General features: G+C 53.6%; 18 protein-coding genes. 6 read left to right on the forward strand and 12 right to left on the reverse strand.

Features of this window, described 5'->3' with window-relative positions:
- Positions 1 to 277: 277 nt before the first annotated feature.
- From gntH to AC2FI8_RS23555, 10 genes are all read right to left on the reverse strand, one after another.
- Entirely contained in the window at positions 278 to 1,405 is a 1,128-nt protein-coding gene (gene gntH / locus AC2FI8_RS23510; RefSeq protein WP_496781142.1) for a guanitoxin biosynthesis MBL fold metallo-hydrolase GntH, read from the reverse strand.
- Positions 1,406 to 1,601: 196 nt separating this feature from the next.
- Entirely contained in the window at positions 1,602 to 2,351 is a 750-nt protein-coding gene (locus tag AC2FI8_RS23515; protein WP_496781143.1) for a proteasome-type protease, read from the reverse strand.
- An 11-nt stretch (positions 2,352 to 2,362) separates the two neighbouring features.
- Complete coding sequence (locus AC2FI8_RS23520) at positions 2,363 to 3,160, reverse strand: transglutaminase family protein (RefSeq protein WP_496781144.1); 798 nt, start codon at positions 3,158 to 3,160, stop codon at positions 2,363 to 2,365.
- A 3-nt stretch (positions 3,161 to 3,163) separates the two neighbouring features.
- On the reverse strand, positions 3,164 to 4,105 hold the full coding sequence (locus AC2FI8_RS23525; RefSeq protein WP_496781145.1) for an alpha-E domain-containing protein: 942 nt from the start codon (positions 4,103 to 4,105) through the stop codon (positions 3,164 to 3,166).
- 2 nt (positions 4,106 to 4,107) lie between these two features.
- The gene (locus AC2FI8_RS23530; RefSeq protein WP_496781146.1) at positions 4,108 to 5,526 is read right to left on the reverse strand and encodes a circularly permuted type 2 ATP-grasp protein; all 1,419 of its coding nucleotides are present in this window, start codon (positions 5,524 to 5,526) and stop codon (positions 4,108 to 4,110) included.
- A gap of 300 nt (positions 5,527 to 5,826) precedes the next feature.
- Positions 5,827 to 6,540, reverse strand: coding sequence for an IS6 family transposase (locus tag AC2FI8_RS23535; RefSeq protein ID WP_496781147.1), 714 nt, complete (start codon positions 6,538 to 6,540; stop codon positions 5,827 to 5,829).
- Positions 6,541 to 6,643: 103 nt separating this feature from the next.
- A complete protein-coding gene (locus tag AC2FI8_RS23540; protein WP_496781148.1) occupies positions 6,644 to 7,621 on the reverse strand; it encodes a 2-dehydropantoate 2-reductase in 978 nt (325 codons plus the stop codon).
- A 4-nt stretch (positions 7,622 to 7,625) separates the two neighbouring features.
- Positions 7,626 to 9,161, reverse strand: a complete 1,536-nt coding sequence (locus AC2FI8_RS23545; protein WP_496781149.1) for an acyl--CoA ligase — start codon at positions 9,159 to 9,161, stop codon at positions 7,626 to 7,628.
- A 57-nt stretch (positions 9,162 to 9,218) separates the two neighbouring features.
- Positions 9,219 to 9,902: a fumarylacetoacetate hydrolase family protein gene (locus AC2FI8_RS23550; RefSeq protein WP_496781150.1), complete on the reverse strand. Its 684-nt coding sequence runs from the start codon at positions 9,900 to 9,902 to the stop codon at positions 9,219 to 9,221.
- Positions 9,903 to 10,089: 187 nt separating this feature from the next.
- Positions 10,090 to 10,770 (reverse strand): FadR/GntR family transcriptional regulator, encoded by a 681-nt coding sequence (locus AC2FI8_RS23555; protein ID WP_496781151.1) that lies wholly within the window; start codon positions 10,768 to 10,770, stop codon positions 10,090 to 10,092.
- A gap of 139 nt (positions 10,771 to 10,909) precedes the next feature.
- Here AC2FI8_RS23555 and AC2FI8_RS23560 point away from each other — a divergent pair, with 139 nt between their 5' ends.
- The 5 genes from AC2FI8_RS23560 to AC2FI8_RS23580 are packed head-to-tail and all read left to right on the forward strand — an operon-like array spanning position 10,910 to position 15,656.
- Complete coding sequence (locus AC2FI8_RS23560) at positions 10,910 to 11,830, forward strand: fumarylacetoacetate hydrolase family protein (RefSeq protein WP_496781152.1); 921 nt, start codon at positions 10,910 to 10,912, stop codon at positions 11,828 to 11,830.
- A gap of 56 nt (positions 11,831 to 11,886) precedes the next feature.
- The gene (locus AC2FI8_RS23565; protein ID WP_496781153.1) at positions 11,887 to 12,915 is read left to right on the forward strand and encodes an ABC transporter substrate-binding protein; all 1,029 of its coding nucleotides are present in this window, start codon (positions 11,887 to 11,889) and stop codon (positions 12,913 to 12,915) included.
- Positions 12,912 to 13,721 carry an ABC transporter ATP-binding protein gene (locus AC2FI8_RS23570; RefSeq protein ID WP_108859902.1) on the forward strand — a complete coding sequence of 270 codons (810 nt, stop codon included), beginning with the start codon at positions 12,912 to 12,914 and terminating at the stop codon, positions 13,719 to 13,721. The genes AC2FI8_RS23565 and AC2FI8_RS23570 overlap by 4 nt, the downstream gene beginning before the upstream one ends.
- The gene (locus AC2FI8_RS23575; RefSeq protein WP_109312708.1) at positions 13,718 to 14,590 is read left to right on the forward strand and encodes an ABC transporter permease; all 873 of its coding nucleotides are present in this window, start codon (positions 13,718 to 13,720) and stop codon (positions 14,588 to 14,590) included. Before AC2FI8_RS23570 ends, AC2FI8_RS23575 begins: the two co-directional genes overlap by 4 nt.
- Complete coding sequence (locus AC2FI8_RS23580) at positions 14,580 to 15,656, forward strand: Ldh family oxidoreductase (protein WP_496781154.1); 1,077 nt, start codon at positions 14,580 to 14,582, stop codon at positions 15,654 to 15,656. Before AC2FI8_RS23575 ends, AC2FI8_RS23580 begins: the two co-directional genes overlap by 11 nt.
- A 42-nt stretch (positions 15,657 to 15,698) precedes the next feature.
- Here the strand turns inward: AC2FI8_RS23580 and AC2FI8_RS23585 are convergent, their stop codons facing one another.
- Both AC2FI8_RS23585 and AC2FI8_RS23590 read right to left on the reverse strand, forming a co-directional pair.
- Complete coding sequence (locus tag AC2FI8_RS23585; protein ID WP_496781155.1) at positions 15,699 to 16,376, reverse strand: GntR family transcriptional regulator; 678 nt, start codon at positions 16,374 to 16,376, stop codon at positions 15,699 to 15,701.
- A 9-nt stretch (positions 16,377 to 16,385) separates the two neighbouring features.
- Entirely contained in the window at positions 16,386 to 19,262 is a 2,877-nt protein-coding gene (locus tag AC2FI8_RS23590; protein ID WP_496781156.1) for an FAD-binding and (Fe-S)-binding domain-containing protein, read from the reverse strand.
- 129 nt (positions 19,263 to 19,391) lie between these two features.
- Here AC2FI8_RS23590 and AC2FI8_RS23595 point away from each other — a divergent pair, with 129 nt between their 5' ends.
- Entirely contained in the window at positions 19,392 to 20,555 is a 1,164-nt protein-coding gene (locus AC2FI8_RS23595; RefSeq protein WP_496781157.1) for a pyridoxal-phosphate-dependent aminotransferase family protein, read from the forward strand.
- The last annotated feature ends 143 nt before the right edge of the window (positions 20,556 to 20,698 follow it).

Here is a 20,698-nt window from a genome sequence, read left to right on the forward strand (position 1 = left end):
AACTCAAACAGAAATCGAACCAGAGCCTCCGTTACGAAAACGCCTCAGCTCTCCGAAAAACTCTGAAGACGGACAGTACACGCTGTCCAGAAGCCGGGTGGTTTCTGCATCGAATTCAAGCATGAAGTGTTCTCAGTCGCTTTAACCAATGCAAAGGTATTATCACGTCCGTGCATGAAAGTCTGCTTTGGGCTTGAAGTGGGCTATTTATTGAAATCCGCTCAACTTCTGCTTTGCGGACAAAGCAGCCGCTAAATCCACTGAAGCGGATCGCGGGCTAGTCTCCGCTAAATTTAAGGCGACCTGCATTAAGCCAATCTGACAACTCTGTTCTTTCACTGGGGTCAGGTGGGCCAGCAGGTTTTGGGGGGTCAACAGGCAATGGACTCTCTGATCCGACGATCTCTCGAACACTCACGGTATCTTCCGAAACATTCCAAACGAGCATGTCCTGAGCCAAAGTGAGCGGTCCGTCATAGGTCTTTCGGATTGCAGCTATTGTTTCGGGAGCAATATCGAAATCGGCAAATGTATGGTAGGCAATCGCGTGCCGCGGCTCGATCATCGAGAATAGTTTTCCGCACGCGTCCGGTGGCGTGTGAACCACGGTTGCCACTAATCTGGCGCGTTCAGGGTCGTAGTTTTTGATATCGATGAATTGTTGGATCGTTAAGTAGCATTCGTGAATGACAAGATCCGCTTCTTTAGCGTTCTCCACGAACCACTTGTTCGGGTTGGTGTCACCTGAATAGACGAATTTTAGTCCTTTCCACTCCAAGCTGTAGGACACTGAACCGTCTATGCCGTGAATCGCGGGCCAGGATCGAATGACAACACCGTCGCTTTCATAAACTACTTGTGTCTGCGAATAGTCGAACTCAGTCACCGAAAGGTGTCCACCTGCGGAGGGCATATTCCCGCGCCGGCCTGCCACGTCCCAGGCCAACATTTTCTGGAGGCCATCCATGGCCGCAGCGGTCCCGTATTCTGGCTTTAAGCCACTTGGCCCCCAAATCTGCAGTGGAACCGTTCGGTTTGACACCCAGCCACCCACAAAAAGTGCATCGAGGTCTCCTATATGATCTACGTGCAAGTGGCTGATGAACACTTTGTCGAGATAAGTGTATGGGATTTCCAAAGCGGCTAAGTTTGCTAACGAACCGGTTCCGACATCGAAGAGAAACTTGTCGCCATTGCCAAGTTCAACCAACCACGACGCTGACGCTTGGGAATGTCGAAAATTAGGTGTTCCAGTTCCCAGCGAGATAACTCGCATCTCCGCTTCACCGAGCGGCTCTGTGTTTGGATAATAGAACTTTCTCTCTCCGGATGAACCAGCTGAAGCAGCGCCGCAGCAAATCGATGCAAATACAAAACTCAATGCCGGTAATAATCTTAGACGCACAGCTTCCTCCGACTTGCTGACGCAATCTATGTTACAACTAAATTATATCAGTCCAAAGTCCGACGTCTGCTTTGGGCTCCGGGCGGTCATTCGCTGCGGTATCTACGAACGTCCGTATCGCGGACGAAGCCGCCATTAGCCGCACCGCAGCACATTTGGCCTGCATGAGCGACCGCAATGCGGACAAAGCCGGCATTCAACCGTTTAGTTTTCCCCAAGAGCTGTATTCCGGAAGTTTGGACAAGGCAGATTTCAATGCGTCGCCCCACCCTTCGGAAATAATGCGAAAGTACTGGTCGTCGGTTTCGAATCTGGACCGTGTACCACTTTCAAAGCTGTCTTCATCGTACAGAAGCAGGTCAAGCGGAGCTCCGACAGATAGGTTGGCCTTAATTGTGGAGTCGAAACTTACAAGCAGGAGTTTTACGGTTTCCGGAAAACTCATTTCCTGATCATAGGCGCGTACGAGAATTGGGCGACCGTATTTTGTCTCTCCAATCTGAAAGAAAGGAGTGTCGTCGCCAGCCTCGATAAAGTTGCCTTCGGGGTAAATCAGAAACAGGCGTGACGGGCCGCCCCTTATCTGCCCACCTAAAATGAGTGTCGCGTGAAAGGCACTGTCGGCTTGCTGACCGCTCCGGGCATGCTCCTCGATAACGTCGTTCAGAGTAGTGGCGACCAATTGCGCAATCTGAAACATTGTCGGCGCTTCCAGTATGGACGGCGAGCGTTCTTCCGGCACTTTCGTCCGCTCTTCCAGAAGGCTTATTGTGGACTGAGTAGTCGCCAGGTTTCCGGCCGCTAGGATGGTTATCGACCGGTCACCATCGACTGTCCAGTTGAACATTTTGTTGAAGGTCGAAACATTGTCCACGCCTGCATTTGTGCGTGTATCGGACATGAAAACCAGTCCGCGGTTCAGCCGCATGCCCACAGCATAGGTCATCAGATTCTCCGTTACTGCTGTGCGACCTGCAACTGCACTGTCAATTGCTCGCCCGCTGTCCCTATTCTGTTCCCTATTACTGGTGCAGATTGGGAATAGTCCAGACCGGTCGCGACGCGTATGTATCGATCGTCAGGTGAAATCCCGTTTGAAACGTCAAACCCGACCCACCCCAACCCATCCAAATGCACTTCGGCCCAGGCATGGGTCGCGTCCTGTAGTTCCGTTTCGTTCATCATCAGGTAACCCGATACATAGCGTGCTGGTACTCCGATCTGCCGCGCGCAGGTAATGAAAATATGCGCGTGGTCCTGACACACGCCACAACCTGCTCTGAGAGCGTCTTCTGCGCTCCAACCCGGGTGCGAACTTCCAACCTCGTACGCGACCTGTGTTCGAATTCTTTCAGACAGGGCATGCATCTGCTCAAGTGGTTTGCCTGTTGGCAAAGCGCCTACCACATCGGCGACCCCTTTCCCCGGCATTGTCTGAGGTGTGCTTCTTTTGAATAGCCACAATGGTGTCGACCCTTCGTGACGCCCCAGTACGCCATGTGTGTTTTCCACCTCAACAACGCCTTTGGAGATCAACGAGATGCTTCGGGTATTTAGCTCGAAACTGATCAACTCCACCGTATTGCGGTGGTAGTCTTCAAATGTAAGCTCTTTGCGCCCGCCGGAGATCTCGGTACTCCAACTTAAAATGCTCTGATTGCGAAATGACTTTGGCGTTTTCCTCAGCTGCTGCAGCCCGAAGGGAACCGGCGCGTCGAAATCGTATCGTGTCTCGTGTCGAATGTGCAGTTTCATTTGCTACTCATAGAACCGGTAATCGATTTCTATCTGACGGCTTAAGTTGCCGAGATCTATCAGAAAATCCTGAATGTACTCATGCAGTCCGAGCTCGAAAATATCGGAGATTTGCTGATCCAGGTATTTCTCGTAGAGAACTTTAGACGCTTCGCACGAAGGCCCGGCAAAGCCATAGTCTTTCTGCAGGTATGACAGGTTCTCCTGAATTTTTCTGCAGCAAAAGTGCAGGCTGCGAGGCATGCGCTGATCCAAGATCAGAAACTGGGCAATATCAGACGGCCGCGTTTTCTCTCCATGGGTCATTCGATACCCGCCACCCGCACCAACAGAGCGGAGGATGCTTTCCCATTGAATATTGTCCAGTGATGAGCCCACTGAAAAGGCCGTGGGCAAAAGAACATAGTACTTAACGTCCAGAATTCGCCCGGTATTGTCGGCCCGCTCGACAAACGTACCAATACGGGTGAAGTCGAAGATGTCATTGCGCAGCATGGTTCCCAATGTGGCACCACGAACCAAAGCCGCCTGTTGGCGAATAAGCTCCAGCGTCGCAGGCAAATCACGCTCATTCACACGGCGCTTCATGATCTCATCGATCTGCATCCAAGTGGAGTTTACTGCACTCCAGACGTCATGGGTCAACGCGGTTCGAACAAGGCGCGCGTTGTCTCGTGCCTGTTTGATGACTGACTTGATCGAGGATGGATTATCAGCATCGCGCAGCACCCAATCTACCGCGTTGTCTTTTGAAACATCATCGTATTTGGCGTAGTACGCATCCAGAACGCCGGCCGTTTTCAGAACAGAGCCCCATTCCTCGGCGGAATTCTTGGTACGGGTCAACGCCATCCGCTGACCTGTTTCAAGCAGCCTGGCCGTGTTTTCCGCCCTCTCAAGGTATCGGGACATCCAAAACAACCCACCTGCAGTTTTTCCCAGCATGGTCAGTCCTCCAGAACCCAGGTGTCTTTGGTCCCGCCACCCTGGCTTGAGTTTACGACTAGAGATCCCTTCTTAAGCGCCACGCGGGTCAAACCGCCGGGTGTGATCTTGATCCCTTCGGGTGACACCAAAACGAACGGCCTTAGGTCAACATGTCTGGGCGCAAGTCCCGAGCGCGCAAAGATCGGAACCGTCGAAAGCGACAGCGTCGGCTGAGCAATGTAGTTCCCGGGCCGCGATTTGAGCTTGTAGCGGAACGCCGCAATCTCTTTCTTGCTGGCGGTCGGTCCGATCAACATTCCATAACCGCCAGACCCGTGTACTTCTTTCACAACAAGCTCGGACAGGTTGTCCAGCACGTAGGAGAGAGACTCGGGATCACTGCAGCGCCAGGTCGGGACGTTTTGCAGCAAGGGTTTCTCACCCGTGTAAAATTCAACGATTTCAGGCATGTAGGAATAGATCGCCTTATCGTCAGCAATACCGGTCCCCGGTGCGTTGGCGATTGTGATACCTCCTGCACGGTAAACGTCCAGGATACCAGGTACGCCCAAAGCGCTATCGGCGTTGAAATTCAGGGGATCCAGAAAGTCGTCATCTACCCGGCGGTAAAGTACGTCGATGGGCTTGTAGCCTCTGGTGGTACGCATGCAGACCCGCCCATCAACAACGCGTAGGTCGTGGCCTTCGACCAATTCCACAGCCATCTGATCTGCGAGGAACGCATGTTCGTAATAGGCCGAATTATAGATGCCTGGGGTTAACACCGCGACGGTTGGTTCCCCGTCGGCGCAAGCCGGCGCGCAGGCAGCAAGAGATCGTCTCAGATTGCGGGGGTAGTCTGAAACATTACGAACATTCGTCGCGCTGAAGAGCTCGGGGAACATCTTTAGCATCGTTTCCCGGTTCTCCAACATATAGCTGACCCCGGATGGTGTACGGGCGTTGTCCTCCAGAACGAAAAACTCGTCTGGTCCGGTTCGCACCAGATCGACCCCGACTATGTGCGTATAGACCTGACCGGGCGGTGAGACACCAAGCATCTGCGGCAGGAAGGCCTCGTTTCCGGCAATCATCTCTGCCGGCACGCGCCCGGCCCGGACAATTTCTTGACGGTGGTAAATGTCATGTAGGAATGCGTTGATTGCCCGCACCCGCTGTTCGATACCGCGTTCCAGCCGCTGCCATTCCCGCGCTGAAATAACTCGTGGTACGATATCAAACGGTATCAGACGTTCCTCGGCCTCGGCTTTGCCGTATACGTTAAAAGTGATGCCCGTCAGCCTAAACACTTCTTCGGCTTCGCGCTGTTTCGCCCTCAGTCGTGATGCGTCTTCCGCATTGAACCAGCGGCCGATCTCTTCGTATGGACCTCTAAGTGATCCATCGCCGTTGAACATTTCATCAAAATACTCACTCATGCTCTTAGTTTTACGCATAGATCAGATTTTTCAAGTCATTCGGGCTTGGTTGGATGCTGCCTAGGGAAGGAGCGTCTAATTTTCAGGCTTATTGACGATTGTGATGGTCTAAACAACGCGATGCTATTCGTGTTTTCAGGTGATGTCACATTCATTGAGATGCACTGAGCATTACATGGCTTTTCGCTGCATCGGAACGTCCGCTTTGGGCTCAGAGCAGACCTTCGCTGCAATTAGCACTAACGTCGGTGCTGTCAGACGAATTCGAACCAGTCTCAGTTTGCCGCGGAAACCGCGAACCTATCCGGAACAGAGTTGACGCCACTCGCTAAGAGCGGCGGCGCGGGTCAGCTTGAAGGTGTCTCGACTGGCTAGCGATCTTTCCTGATTGAAGTGGTTGTAGACAGAGGAATGGACGGAGGCGAATTTCTGCAAACTTCGCATGCGCCTGAAACGTTGCATCGCGCGTTCGCGTCGTCGAAACGGCAGGTGCGAGTTCTCGACGCGGTTGTTGAGCCACCCGCCCGTCTGTTGTTTTTCAAGCGCGCCCAGTTCTCTGAGCGCGGCTCTGTATGAGGCAAAGCGATCCGTGACGATGGTTTCCGCTTTGCCGTGTCGCTTCATCAATTTCCTGAAAAATTTCAATGCCGCTTGCTTGTTTCGACGTTTGGTAACGATTGCTTCCAGCACCTCGCCTTCATGATCAACAGCCCGCCAAAGATAGTGCCGCTTGCCATTCACCTTCACGAAAACCTCGTCCACGTGCCACTTCCATTCGGAGAATGCGCGCAGCTGCTGAACACGCTTCCGTCTGATCTCAGCAGCAAACATCGGGCCAAACCTGTTCCACCAATATCGGACAGTTTCGTGGCTCACGTCGATGCCTCGCTCGTGCAACAGATCTTCGACATTCCGAAGCGAGAGCGGGAAACGGATATACAGCATCACCGCAAGGCGGATGATCTCGGGGCTGGTTTTAAAGTATTTGAAAGAGGCAGGTCTGGTCAGGGGCAAAAGCTACGCAACACCCCTACCCCGCTCAAGCAAAGTTCTTCTGACAAGACCGTCTCAGTTATCCGCCTCAAGCAATGCTCTCGTTGCAAGGCCGACAAAGACTCTAGTAAAGACCTGCGACCTTTGCCCTCAGTTTGATCAGTGATGCGACGATGTCGATTATGGGCGTTGAGGTCCTTGTAAGTTGCCCCAGTTCTTGCACCGAAGTTATCAAGGCATCAATTTCCATCGGTCGGCGCAACTCCAGATCCTGCCACATTGAGGTTTTGTGCGCACCAACAGCCGCTCCACCATCGAGGCGTTTTTCAACATCTATCGGGAATTTTACGCCAAGATTTTCACCGACTTCCTGAGCCTCGAGCATCATTCCGCGTGCTACCGAGCGCGTGCCTTCGTCGGCACACAGGACATCAAGTGTTGAGTGGGTAAGAGCGGAAATCGGGTTGAACGACAAGTTACCCCACAGTTTCAACCAAATTTCATCCCGGATTCTTGGTCTGACGGGCGCACGCAGTCCGGCGGCGGATAGCGCAGCCGAAAGCTTGCCAGCACGGTCTGATTTAGCACCATCGGGCTCGCCCAACGAAAAACGATTGCCTTCGATATGCTTGATTGATCCCGGAGCAATGACCTCGGCGGCAGGATAAACAACACATCCGAGGACGCGATCTGGTCCAAAACCGTCCCACTGCACATTTCCCGGATCGACTGACGCCAACCTCGTCCCCTCGTACGGACCGCCCAGTTTGTGGAAGTACCACCAGGGCACGCCGTTCACTCCACTTACTACGGTTGTCTCGTCTGCAATCAACGGCTGCATTGAGTCTACGACTGCTGGGACGGAATGCGCTTTCAGTGTGATGAAGACATAATCTTGTGGGCCGAGATCGGCAGCATTGTCTGAAGCGCGTATTGGAACGCAAACCGGATCCTGCCCTTCCTCAAGAAGGGTCAGTCCTTTTTCCTGCATTGCTGCCAAGTGGGGGCCACGCGCGACGACACTGACTTCTGTATCAGTCTGTGCAAGTTTCGCGGCAACGTAACCTCCGATAGCTCCGGCACCAAAGATACAAACTTTCATGTGTCTAAGCCTTTGCCAGTCCCAATTTAGCAGCTAGTCCGATCCTTTGTATCTTGCCAGTCGCGCCTTTTGGAATTTCTTCAAGAACAACCACCGAAGTCGGCACCTTGAATTTTGCGAGCCGCGCGCCGACAAAAGCCCTGACCTCCTGACCTTGGATCGTCGCTCCTTCTGAAAGCACCACAGCTGCCGCTATGTCTTCACCCAGTTTTTCGTGGGGAACGGCAAAACAAACTGCCTGAGCGACTTCTGGGTGGCTTAAGAGTACAGCGTCAACCTCAAGTGGACTGATTTTCTCTCCACCGCGATTGATAAGCTCCTTAAGACGACCGGTCAGTCGTAGGTAATTCTCTTCGTCGAACGACCCCTGGTCGCCAGTGCGAAACCAAGTTTTTCCGTCCACTTCAAAAAAATTGTCGGCATTTGCCTGCGGGTTGCTTTCGTATCCCGGCGTCACATTCGGACCGCTGATAACGATTTCTCCGACGTCCCTCGAAGAGATCAGAACATTTTCGTTCTCATCTGCAATTCTGACTTCGGGGCCTGCTGCTATTCCAACAGATCCGGGTTTTTGAGTTTGGGGAGTAAGCGGGTTGCAACACATTTGATGTGTCGCCTCAGTCATGCCGTAGGCTTCGATGACGGGCGCATTAAAAGTTGCCACCAACTCTTCCATTACCGGGCCCGGCAACGAAGCAGAAGAAGATCGAAGAAAGCGCAACCGCGATTGCTCAATGATCGTTTGGTTTCGTGCAGCGCGGGTGAGAATGGCTTGGTGCATCGTCGGAACTGCGGTGTACCAGGTCGGATCAACTTCAGCGACCTGTGAGAAAAAACTAAGAGCGTTGAACCCGGGGGCGCAGCTAATTTGAGATCCAGCACCTAAAGACGCGGCAACAGCCGCAATCAACCCGTGGATATGAAACAGCGGCATAATACTCAGACAGCGATCGTCGATTGTCAGTCTCAAAGACGACGCCACATTTCGCGCGGATGCGTAGATATTAGCCTGCGTCAGAGGAACGATTTTGGGACGCGACGTAGTTCCTGACGTGTGCAGTATCAGGGCGACATCATCTTCACCCGGTGCGGATGTGTCCGCCGTGCCAATTGGGTCACAGGACAATATGGAGAACTGTCCGGCCGAATGTAAGCTATCGTGAGAAGTCCTCAAGATTGCGATGCCAAGGTCCCCAGCAGCTTTTACGGCAGGTCCATCGTCGTTTTCATTTACAAGAAGGGCCTTGGCCTTCAGATCCTTGAGGTAGAAAACGTATTCTTCGTAAGTGTACGCCGGGTTCAAAGGTGCCGTCGTCGCCACTTGGGCAACGGACATAAAGGCCGTTGCCATTTCGGGGCCATTGGGCAACACAATTGCCACTCGGTCGCCACGACCTACTCCGATCTGATGGAGATCTTTTTTGACCTTTGCGCAAAGCTCTCGCAGCCCGAGGTAGTTCAACCAAGATCGACCTGGGGCACCGATAGCATTTGCGGTACCAGAATGGGGTGCGATCAATTCGGCAACTAAGTGGGGCATCTGGGATCCGTTTACAAAAGCGTTGGCCTATTTCGCGGAGAGGGTTTGGTGTGGTTGCTAAGTTACCTTGACAGTTAGGCTACCCAATTTGTCGACCGACAGCACCAATACATCGCCGCGGTTTACTGGACCAACTCCAGAGGGCGTGCCAGACAGGATAACGTCACCGGCGGCAAGTTCGAAGTAATCGCTCAGGTAAGAGATCATTTCAGGGACTTTCCAGATCATCTGGTTCAAATCACCTTCCTGCCGAATCTCTCCGTTCACCGATAGGCGAATTGCGCCTTCGTCGAGTGGCCCAACATCTTCTGCTTTGTGCACCGGTCCGCATGGAGCTGAGCGCTCAAATGCCTTCCCGATTTCCCAAGGACGACCCATTTTCTTCATTTCGCCCTGTAGATCTCGACGGGTCATATCCAGTGAAAGCCCGTAGCCGTAGACATGATCCAGAGCATCTTCCACAGAAATATTCGTGCCGCCGGATTTAAGCGCCACATACATTTCAGCTTCATGATGTACGTCCGAGCTGTGAGCCGGATATGGAAATTCTCCGGATGGATCGAGGTTGTCAGGGTTCTTTTGGAAGAAAAATGGGGGTTCACGATTTGGGTCGTGGCCCATTTCTATGGCGTGCGCCGCGTAGTTTCGACCAATGCAATAAACCCGACGTACCGGGAATATGCCACCGCCTTCTACCGGTATTTCGTGAACCTTCACCGCGGGAATTACAAGATCGTGCATCGCTATCCTCCTGAACACATCGTTGCCAAAGATCGGTTTGCCAATCTGTGGCCTTGTTCCGATCGATGCTGTGCCACGCCCGAAAAGACGTAGCTCTTGTCTCAGTCATCGCCAATGTGACCGTCGATTTGCAAGAGGTTCAGCCGCAGCTCAGCCAAACCATTTCCCAAATTGGTCGGGCTCTAGTTTAGTGGTCGGCCTCAAGACTAGCTGGCAACACGCGGGAGTAAACGGACCTCAGATGAGCCAACATGGCCTGCGCCGCCTCTTCTCCGTCTCCACTCGATATCGCCGACAGGATCAAGTCATGCTCTCGAAAACTGGAATAATCATCGGGGGGTTTATAGGTTTTACGAGGTTGCCCCCACACAATAGACCTTCGAACGGAGTTCAGAGTCTCAAAGAAATACAGAAAAAGCTGGTTACGCGTTGCCCGGGCTATCGCGTGATGCAAATTATTGTCCCATGCTTCATATGTGCGCCAGTCTTCTGCGGCTCGGCACCTCTCAACGCAGAGCCTCATTTGCTCGCGATCCGAACGCGTAGAATGAAGCGCGGCAAGGCGGCTAAGCTGCGGCTCGATGGTAAACCGAACACCCACAACCTGTTCAGGCTTGATCTGTGCACCCAAATAGGTCACGTCCGTCAGATTTAGAACCGGTCGGGCACCAACGAACGTGCCCCGACCCACATGCCGCCAGATAAGGCCCTGCGCCTCTAGTTCGGCCAATACGCGCCTCAGCTGATTTCTGGTTGTGCCCAGCCATTGGCACATTTCCCTTTCAGGTGGAAGTCTATCGTTGTGCCGGTATCCCGCATTGTCGATCAGGTCCCGGACACGTTGCGAAAGTTCTGAAGGCTCACTCACATTGTCACCCAATTTGCTGATTGGTTGATTGATTGAAACGCCAAGTCGGCAAAAACTCAAGGGCAAGTGACAACCAAATCTGAGTCGCCTGCCAAGATCGGTGACCTAAGTGGGCGCCAGCATGTAGGAGGAGAGCCGAGTGCGTTTAGCGACTGTTTCATTAGATGGCCACGCCGTTTGTGTCGCAATGCTTGCTAACGGAAGCAGGTTGGATGTTTCGCGTGCGATTAAGATGCTCATGCCGGATACGGCTCTTGATGTAAGCACGATGCAGCTGATTATCGAAGGCGATCAGACCGCGCTGGAGGCGTTGAACGCCGTTGTTGCTGCGGGTGAGGCAGGCGAACTCAAGGACTTGCTCGTCCCCGAAGACGCGCCTCTTCTGTCGCCCATTCCCACGCCACGTAAGAACGTGTTCTGTGTGGGGCGAAACTACGCTGAGCACATCGCAGAAGGCGAACGGGCGCAAAAAGAGAAAATCGGCATCACCGAACATCCGGTTTTCTTTACCAAGCCGCCGACCTCGGTCGTTGCACCAGACGCCGACATCCTACTTTTCCCTTCGGTGTCGCAGTCCATCGACTACGAAGTCGAGTTGGCAGTCGTGATAGGGAAGCGCGGGCGTAATATCACCAAGGAAGATGCGTTTAATCATGTCTTTGGGTATTCTATTCTGAACGACATAACCGCCCGAGACATACAGCGCCGCCATGGCGGCCAGTACTTCAAAGGCAAAGGGCTTGATGGATCTTGCCCAATTGGTCCCTACATCGTGACCGCCGATGCCATCCGCGATCCGCAAGCTCTGTCGATCGGACTGACAGTAAACGGTGAGCAGCGCCAAAACGGGATGACGTCGGACATGATATTCGACATTCCAACGTTGATCACATCCTTGTCAGAAGGCCTGACACTAGAACCAGGAGACATCATTGCGACAGGTACGCCATCAGGCGTCGGATACGCAATGGAACCGCCGCAGTTTTTGAAAAACGGGGACGTCGTAGTTTGCGAGGTTTCCGAAATCGGCACGCTAAGGAACACAGTGCGCGCCGTATAATGGCTCCTACGCAGCAATCGCTGTGAGGCGTCAACATTCAAGGGAGGAAGACTACAATGATGAACAGAAGGACTTTCACAGCGTCCCTGCTTACTGCTGTTCCGGTAGCAGGAGCACTAGGAACAATGGGTTTTGCGCAAGACTTGCGTGAAATCACCTTCGTGCAACCAAGCCCTTCGGCAATCAACTCATTTCCTGTGTTTGTCGCCATTGGCGAAGGGTACTTCGCAGATGAAGGATTGAACGTGACGGTCGAGGCGATCAACGGCTCAGGCGCCGTGCTTCAGGCGTTGTCTGCTGGGCAAGCGCATTTCGGTCGCCCTGGACCCGGACCTCTGATTGCAGCGCGGTCGCGCGATGTGGATGCCGTACATATCTACAACGTGGCAGCGCGCAGCAACTTTGGCATCGCAGTGCCAGAAGATTCTGCAGTCCAAAGCGTTGAGGAACTGCGCGGAAAGGTCATCGGAACCGGCACCGCAGACGGTGCCGAAGTGGGTTTTGCACGAAACGTCTTGACCGGTGCAGGTATGAAAGAAGGTGAGGATTTCACATTTCTTACCGTTGGCGACGGCGGCCCGGCGACAGCAGCTTTCTTGAACGGCGAAATCGACGCATATTCTGCTTCGACGGCTGATACAGCAATCCTGAACCAGCGCGGAATGAAGGTGCGTGACATTACGCCTGCGGAATTCGGGCGTTTCTTCGGAAACGGTATCGCCACAATGGCTGACACAATCGCCAACGATCGCGAATTGGTCGAGGCCTGGAGCCGCGCGTTCGCACGCGGCCATGCCTTTGCTCTCGATGATGCTAACCGTGAAGCCGTACTGAAGCATCTGGCGGACGGCAATCCGCAGGAAGGCGAAGACAAAGAATTCCAGGCCGCGCTGTTCGATGCTGTTCGCTCGAAGACCATAGCAGCGGATCCAAGCAATGGTCTGGGATGGTACCCCGCCGAGGTTTGGCAAGAATGGCAAGACGCACTTGTCGCAGGGGGCGAAATTCCGGGACCGCTTGATGACTTGAGCGCCGCCTGGACCAATGAATTTGCCGCCATTGGCAACGAGGCCGCCAGCAAATGAACGCTGCAGCCGCACAAGAGTTTTCCGGCGCGCCCTTGGGCACGCCGGTCTACGAATTGACCCATTTAAGCAAGACCTATGCACGCAACCTTGTTGTTGCGCTTGAGGACATTAATCTGACGCTACGGAAAGGCAGCTTCACTTCTGTCATTGGGTCCAGCGGGTGCGGGAAATCCACTCTGCTCAAGATCATGGCGGGTTTGATCCCTCCCACCAAAGGGCGTGTGATCCTACAAGGTCTGCCAGTGACCGGTCCCCGGCGAGACATTGGTATGATGTTCCAGCAGGCGACACTATTCCCCTGGAAAACGGCCGTGGAAAACATCGTGCTGCCAATCGAGATCCGCGATGGCAAGGCAGCCGCCAAGCAAGCAATGGGCAAGGCTCACGAACTTTTGGACATCGTGGGTTTGAAGGGGTTCGAAAACGTATACCCGAACGAATTGTCGGGCGGCATGGCACAGCGCGCCTCAATCTGCCGAATGCTGATCACAGAACCAGCCGTGCTTTTGTTAGACGAACCGTTCAGCGCGCTGGACGAACTGTCACGCGACATGATGAATATGGAACTGCAGCGGATTTGCCATGAACAGGATGCGACTGCTTTTCTTGTTACGCACTCTATTCAGGAAGCCGTGATTTTGTCCGACGAAATCGTCGTGTTGAAACCACGCCCGGGCAGGATTGCCGAGATCGTGAAGGTCGACCTGCCACGCCCACGCACGTTGGATATGATGACCACGCCCAAGTTTGGCGCTATTGTAGACTACATTCGCGGCCTCCTGGATAAGGGAGAAGAAATGTGAGCGACGTTCATAACCACTCACCTTCCCTAAAGGATTCTGACACCGCAGAAGACACTGTATGGGAACAGAAAATTCACTTTATCGACTCGGTTCCACGCTGGCTGGCGATGACCTTTGTCTTCGTGGTTTTCGTGGGCACATGGCAAAGTGTCACGAGCCTTGGGCTGGTTTCCCCAATCATTTTGCCGACACCGATGGAAACCCTAAAAGATATGATCTTCGTGGGACAAAATCTATTGACTGGCGGCTACATGCTTGGGGCGCTGTGGATCACAATCAAAGAAGTTATCTATGGTTTTGCACTGGCAATCGCGATCGGATTTTCGCTGGGCGTGTTGGTGGGGGAAACGGCATTTGGTGAAAAGGCAGTGATGCCTTACCTGGTGGCGATAGATACCATGCCAAAAGTGGCATTTGCCCCACTCTTTGTAGCGTGGTTGGGCTTTGGTATTGAATCAAAGGTCGCACTTGCTGCCTTTATCGCGACATTTCCAATCGTGGTCGGTACTGCGGCTGGGCTTCACGCCGCCGATGAAAACGCGCGTATGCTTTTCAAGACGATGGGCGCAAGTCGGATGCAGACATTGTTCAAGATGAAACTGCCGACTGGCCTGCCGCAGATTTTTACCGGCCTCAAGATCGGAGCAGTCGGCGTTATGGCCGGTGCGATCACAGGAGAATTCCTAGGCGGTGGCAAGGGATTTGGCGAACTTATTCGGGTTGCCGCCTCGCAGCTCAACACGCCGCGCGTCTTCTCGTTAATCCTGTATCTCAGCCTTGTCGGTCTGGTCGTATTTGCGTCGGTGGTTTGGACACAGCGTAAATTGGTGTTCTGGCACAAGGAACAGGTGGGAAGAGATGACTTCTGAGCCTTTGAAAATTGACTGCCACACCCTGCGTGAATTTGTGGCGGCCGCACTCGAAACTCGAGGTGTGCCAAAATCAGATGCGGACAAGGTGGCCTCGACGATGGTTGAGGCCGACATTTATGGCTATGGCACGCACGGTGTCTTTCGCCTGCGACAGTATCTAGCCCGGCTGGCGGGAGGTGGCTCCAATCCTACGCCAAAAGTCACAGTAGTACATGAGACTGTTGCAACCGCTTTGATCGACGGAGATGACGGCCTCGGCCATCTGGCTATGTCGGCGGCTCGGGATCTTGCAATTGAAAAGGCAAAAGAGGCCGGCATCGGATGGGTTGGTGTTCGGCGCGGCAACCATGCTGGACCACTCGCACTTTATGTGCGTCCACAAGCTGAGGCAGGGTTGCTTGGTATGGCAGCAGCAGTGGGCAGCGCGAACCATGTCCCGCCCTATGGCGGAAGCGATTTGCTTCTTGGCACCAATCCCATTGCTTTTTCCGCCCCTGTCGATGGCCCCGACCCATTTGTGTTTGATATGGCGACAACTGTTGCAGCGATGGGTAAGATCAAAACCCTGTTGCAGCAAGGCAAGCCCATGCCCGAAGGCTGGATGGTTGGGCGTGATGGAAACCCAATGACGGACCCCGCCCTCAAGTCAGAAGGGTTTCTTTTGCCGATCGGCGGTCCGAAAGGGTTCGGTCTTTCGGTGGCTATCGGGTTGATGGCCGGGGTCTTGAACGGCGCGGCCTTCGGCTCTGATGTGGTTAACTTCACCTCAGACACAACGTCGTCCACGAACACAGGGCAATTTGTAATGGCGCTTGATCCGGCAGCTTTTGGATTGGACAAAGACTTTGCTTCTAACGCAGCCCGCGTGTTTTCTGAAATGCGTGCATCTCCCCCCCTGCCTGGTCATGATCCCGTGCGCCTGCCGGGCGAAGGCAAAACGGCTGCCGCAGAAGCCCGCCGCAAAGACGGTGTGAGGCTGAACCCCGCTCTTTGTCGAGACCTCAACAAACTTGCTGAGGACTGTAGGCTATCCCCTCTGTTTCCTAGTCTCAGCGTTGACTAACAGCGCATCCGTCGGAAGCTGGTAGGCGCTTTTGACGAAAGTTTAGCGAGGTGTCTCGTCCTCTGCCTCCAGCGCTTTCACAAGAGCAGAAAGTTTGTTCATCATGTGAAGCTTCATGGATTTTCCAAGCCCATCTGCATTACGGGCCCTGAGTAACTCCATCATGGCTTCATGTTCGTCAATGGCCTGCGCCCAGCGCTCGTCCGACAAGTTGGCCATAAAACGTGCGCGGCGGACCCGTGCGGCTAACAGCTTGTGGTGGCTCGCAAGGATATCGTTTCGCGCGCCACGTATCAGTGCCTGATGAATGTCCTGATTGGCCTTAAAATATGCCTGTCGGTCATGTGACTTATAGGCTTTCAGCATATCGGCGTGGCGACGTTCGATTAGTTCAATTTCAGCGGAATCCATATGCTGACATGCCAACTCTCCCGCCAGTTGCTCAAGCGTCGCAAGCACTGGAAACGTATTCTCCAATTCCTCTCGCGTGACACTTGCGACGCGGGCCCCCCGGTTGGCTTGAAGTACCACAAAGCCTTCTGATGCAAGCACCTTTAAAGCTTCTCGCAAAGGTGTCCGTGAGACCCCCAACGAGTCACAAAGCTGCTTCTCGGGCACTTTTTCACCCGGCTTTAGCACATCTTCGACAACCAGGTTACGCAGCCTTTCGACCAGTTCTTCGTGAAGGGTCGGGCGTTTAATGCTGTCCGTCAGGTTCATTTCCATTTCCTAAACATCAAGAACCATATCCAACAGGCGCGCGACGTGCATGGGGTTCCGCTGCGTACCTTCGGCGATTTGATGGCGGCAAGATGTCCCATCGGCCACGATAACTGCATCTATAGGTGCTGCTTCCAACGCCGGGAACAAGTCAAGTTGTGCCATCTTTATCGAAACATCGATAGTGTCAGGCGCATACCCAAACGCCCCGGCCATTCCGCAACAACCGCTTTCTATCATGTGCACCTGTGCCTGCGGAATACGATTCAAAAGGTTGAGCATCGGTTTGACGGTATCGTGTGCTTTCTGGTGGCAATGCCCATGCACATAGATCGGGCGATCCAACGGCTTCAGGGGCAAGTCCGGCTGATCGGCCAGAAATTCCTCAAAGGTACACGTTGCGTTCGACAACATCTCAGTTTCCGGCCCCGGGCAAAGAGCCAAGAATTCATCCCGGAACGTGAGGATAGAGGAAGGTTCGAGCCCGACTACTGGAACACCTTTTGCAACCGCCTCTCGCGTCGCGTAAATCACGCGTTGTGCCTCGTGTCGCGCTTCGTCCACGCACCCCATAGCCAAGAGCGTACGTCCGCAATCCAAAGCCCTGTCAGATCGATCGTCTCGGGCCACGGCCACTCGAAGTCCCGTTGCCCGCAATACCCGAACTGCAGCGCGTAAATTTTCTGGCTCGAAATACCGGTTGAACACATCGGCAAACAGCAACACCTGCGGATCATTGTCCTGAGCCTCGACATCACGGAACGGAGCAGAAGACCACACTGGCAGATCACGTCGCGCTGAAATACCAGTCGGTCCCTCCAATAGCTTACGCGAGGGTGCAATTTTGTTTCGTAAATTCATAAGCCACGCGACTTTCGCGGCTTTTGGTGCATATCGGGGCAGGTAAGCTATCAATTTGTCTGCCAACGTCAGCCCATCTTTTTTACGCTTTGCTGACAATACTTCGATTTTCATTCGCGCCATGTCGACACCAGTCGGACATTCCCGAGCGCAAGCTTTGCAGGACACACAGTACTTCATTGTGTCCAATATGGCATCAGACGACAAACCGCCTGGCATCTGCCCGCTGATGGCAAACCGCAACGAATTTGCCCGCCCACGTGTAGCGTCTCGCTCGTCTCGGGTCGCTCGGAAAGAAGGGCACATAACGCCGCCCTTGAGCTTGCGACATGCACCATTATTGTTGCACATCTCGACGGCGCCCTGAAACCCTCCTCCGGCACCCGGCCAAGCAGACCAGTCCAGCGTCGTTTCGAATTCAGGAACCGAATAGTCCTGGCCGTAGCGGAACAGTCGGCGGTCATCCATGGCAGGCGCGTTCACGATCTTGCCGGGATTCATTACCCCGTTTGGATCAAACCGTTTCTTAACCTGTTCAAACGCAGAAACGATACGCTGACCGAACATCTTTTCATGAAATTCTGATCGTACGATCCCGTCACCATGTTCACCTGAATGAGATCCTTTATACTTTTTGACCAGATCAAATGTTTCTTCGGCGATCGCCCTCATTGTCCGGACGTCTTTGTCTTGCCGCATGTTCAGCACAGGGCGCACGTGCAAACACCCCACCGCGGCATGCGCATACCATGTTCCCCTTGTGCCATGCCGGGCAAATATTTCGGTTAGGCCAACGGTGTAATCGGCGAGGTCGGGCAAAGGGACGGCGCAATCTTCGACAAAAGAGATCGGTTTGCCTGCCTCTTTCATCGACATCATGACATTCAACCCGGATTTTCGGTACTCGGCGATAGCATTCTGCAAAGATTTGTCCGTAACAGAGACAACGCCGCCCCACCGATGTTCCGCACCGCTGAAAGCAAAACCGAGGTCTCCCATCAGTTGCGAAAGCTCGACCAGTTTTGCAGCATTGGCCTCGGCGCTGCCCTCGGCGAATTCCACCAGCAGCAGGGCTTCGGGATTGCCTTCAACAAATGCATTAATCGTTTCGCGAAACAATGGGATTTCACGCCCCAAGGCAATCATGGTGTCGTCGACCAACTCTACCGCCTGCGGGTTGAGTGTCACGATGTGCTGGGTGGCTTCCATGGCAGCACGGAATGTCGGGAAATGGCACACACCGGTAACTTTCGCGCCCGGTAGATGAGCCAGGCTTAATTCCAGTTCTGTGAAATAGGCCAATGTGCCTTCTGACCCCACCAACAAATGGGACATGTTGATGTCGTTACCTACGAGCGCGTCGATATTGTACCCGCCCACACGGCGCTGGACTTTAGGAAAACGAGCGTCAATTTCAGCTGCCTCGCGACGCCCAAGAGCGCGCATATCACCAACAAGATCCGCATAATCGCCTGATGCGGCCGTATCAGCGCTGAACCGCGCTTCCGTGCCGTCAACCATGATTGCGTTTATCGCACGGACGTTGTCTCGCATGATCCCGTATCGCAGAGACTTTCCGCCTGAAGAATTGTTTGCTGCCATCCCCCCAAGAGTGCAACGAGACGCTGTTGACGGATCCACGGGAAACCACAGGCCATGCTGCTTCAACGCTTGGTTCAATTGATCCAGAACAACACCGGGCTGAACGCGCGCAATACGCTTCTCAACGTCTACGTCTAGTATACGATTCAAGTGTTTTGTGTTGTCCAGCACAACACCCTGATTGACCGTTTGCCCACATTGCGAGGTGCCGCCGCCGCGAGGCAGAACCGAACTTCCTTCGTCCCGCGCAATGGACATTACAGCTTGGACATCTTCAGTGGACCGAGGGATCACCACAGCGTCCGGTGTCATCTGATAGATTGAGGCATCTGTCGAGTATCGAGCAAGCGATGCCGGATCTGACATCACCTCTCCCCGAACATCAGACAACAGTCGGCGGTACAACGATCCATTCTCTACCATCAGGTTCGCCTTCCCTTCAAGTCTTATAAAACGCTTCACTTCACCGTTGACTGAATAATGAATTCATAATTACCTTTTGCAATAGGCAATAGCACCACTCTTTTGGCACCAGCGTAAGGATCAGTTCAAATGCGTCAGGCAGGCAGACATTTTTTGCAGATTCCGGGGCCGAGTGCTGTGCCAGAGCGCATCCTGAAAGCCATAAGCACGCAGACCATTGATCATCGAGGACCGGATTTTGCTGAAGTGGGGAATAAGGCCCTAAATGGCATGAAGACGATTTTCAGGACAAAACAGAACGTCTTTATCTATCCTTCATCCGGCACCGGCGCATGGGAAGCCGCACTTGTGAACACGGTTTCGCCAGGCGAAAAAGTTCTGATGTTCGAAACAGGGCATTTCGCCTTCATGTGGTGCAACTTGGCTGGAAAACTAGGGCTGCAACCAGAGCTGATTGAAGGAGATTGGCGTGGCGGCGCGGACCCCAATCAGATTGAAGACCGTCTACGTGCAGACGAGCAGCACGGCATCAAGGCGGTTTGCGTCGTCCACAACGAAACGTCAACCGGGTCAGTCTCACCAATTGAGGAAGTGCGCAGGGCCATAGACGCAGCCAAGCACCCTGCACTTCTAATCGTGGACTCCATCTCCGGCCTTGCGTCGATTGATTTTCGGTTCGATGACTGGGGGATCGATGTGTGTGTCTCCGGCTCGCAAAAGGGATTGATGTTACCGCCTGGTCTGAGCTTCAACGCCGTGAGCGATCGGGCGCTGAAACACTCAAAATTCGTGACCACGCCGCGAAGTTACTGGGATTGGCAAGATATGGTCGGACCAAATCAGAAGGGGTTCTTTCCTTACACCCCCGGCACCAATCTTCTCTATGGATTAAATGAGGCCATCGACATGTTGCACGAGGAAGGGTTGGACAATGTTTTTGCCCGTCATGCCCGACACGGAGCCGCGACACGGGCTGCCGTGCGCGCCTGGGGTCTTGAGGTTTTGTGCACACATCAAGGTCAGGAATCGGGCGTCTTGACTGCGGTTAAGGTCCCAGAGGGTCACTCTGCCGATGCGTTTCGTGCTACGGCGCTGGAGCACTATGACATCTCACTAGGAAATGGTCTGTCCAAGGTAGCCGACAAGGTGTTCCGCATTGGTCATTTGGGCGACTTCAACGACCTAATGTTGATGGCCACCCTTTCTGGCGTAGAAATGGGGCTAGCCAAGAACAGTATGCCTCATAACGGAGGCGGCACACAGGCTGCCTTGGAGCATCTCAAGGCTGCCTGACGTTGGACAGAGTTACAAAAAAACTCAAACCAACAACGACACCATGATCTGACGACTTCTCACTCCGAACCGCCACCTCATCAGGAGATTGACCATGACTCGCATGACGGCAAAAGACTTCGACCAGGAACTTCTGGACCTGT

This window comes from Ruegeria sp. CDSB029 (genome assembly GCF_059611125.1).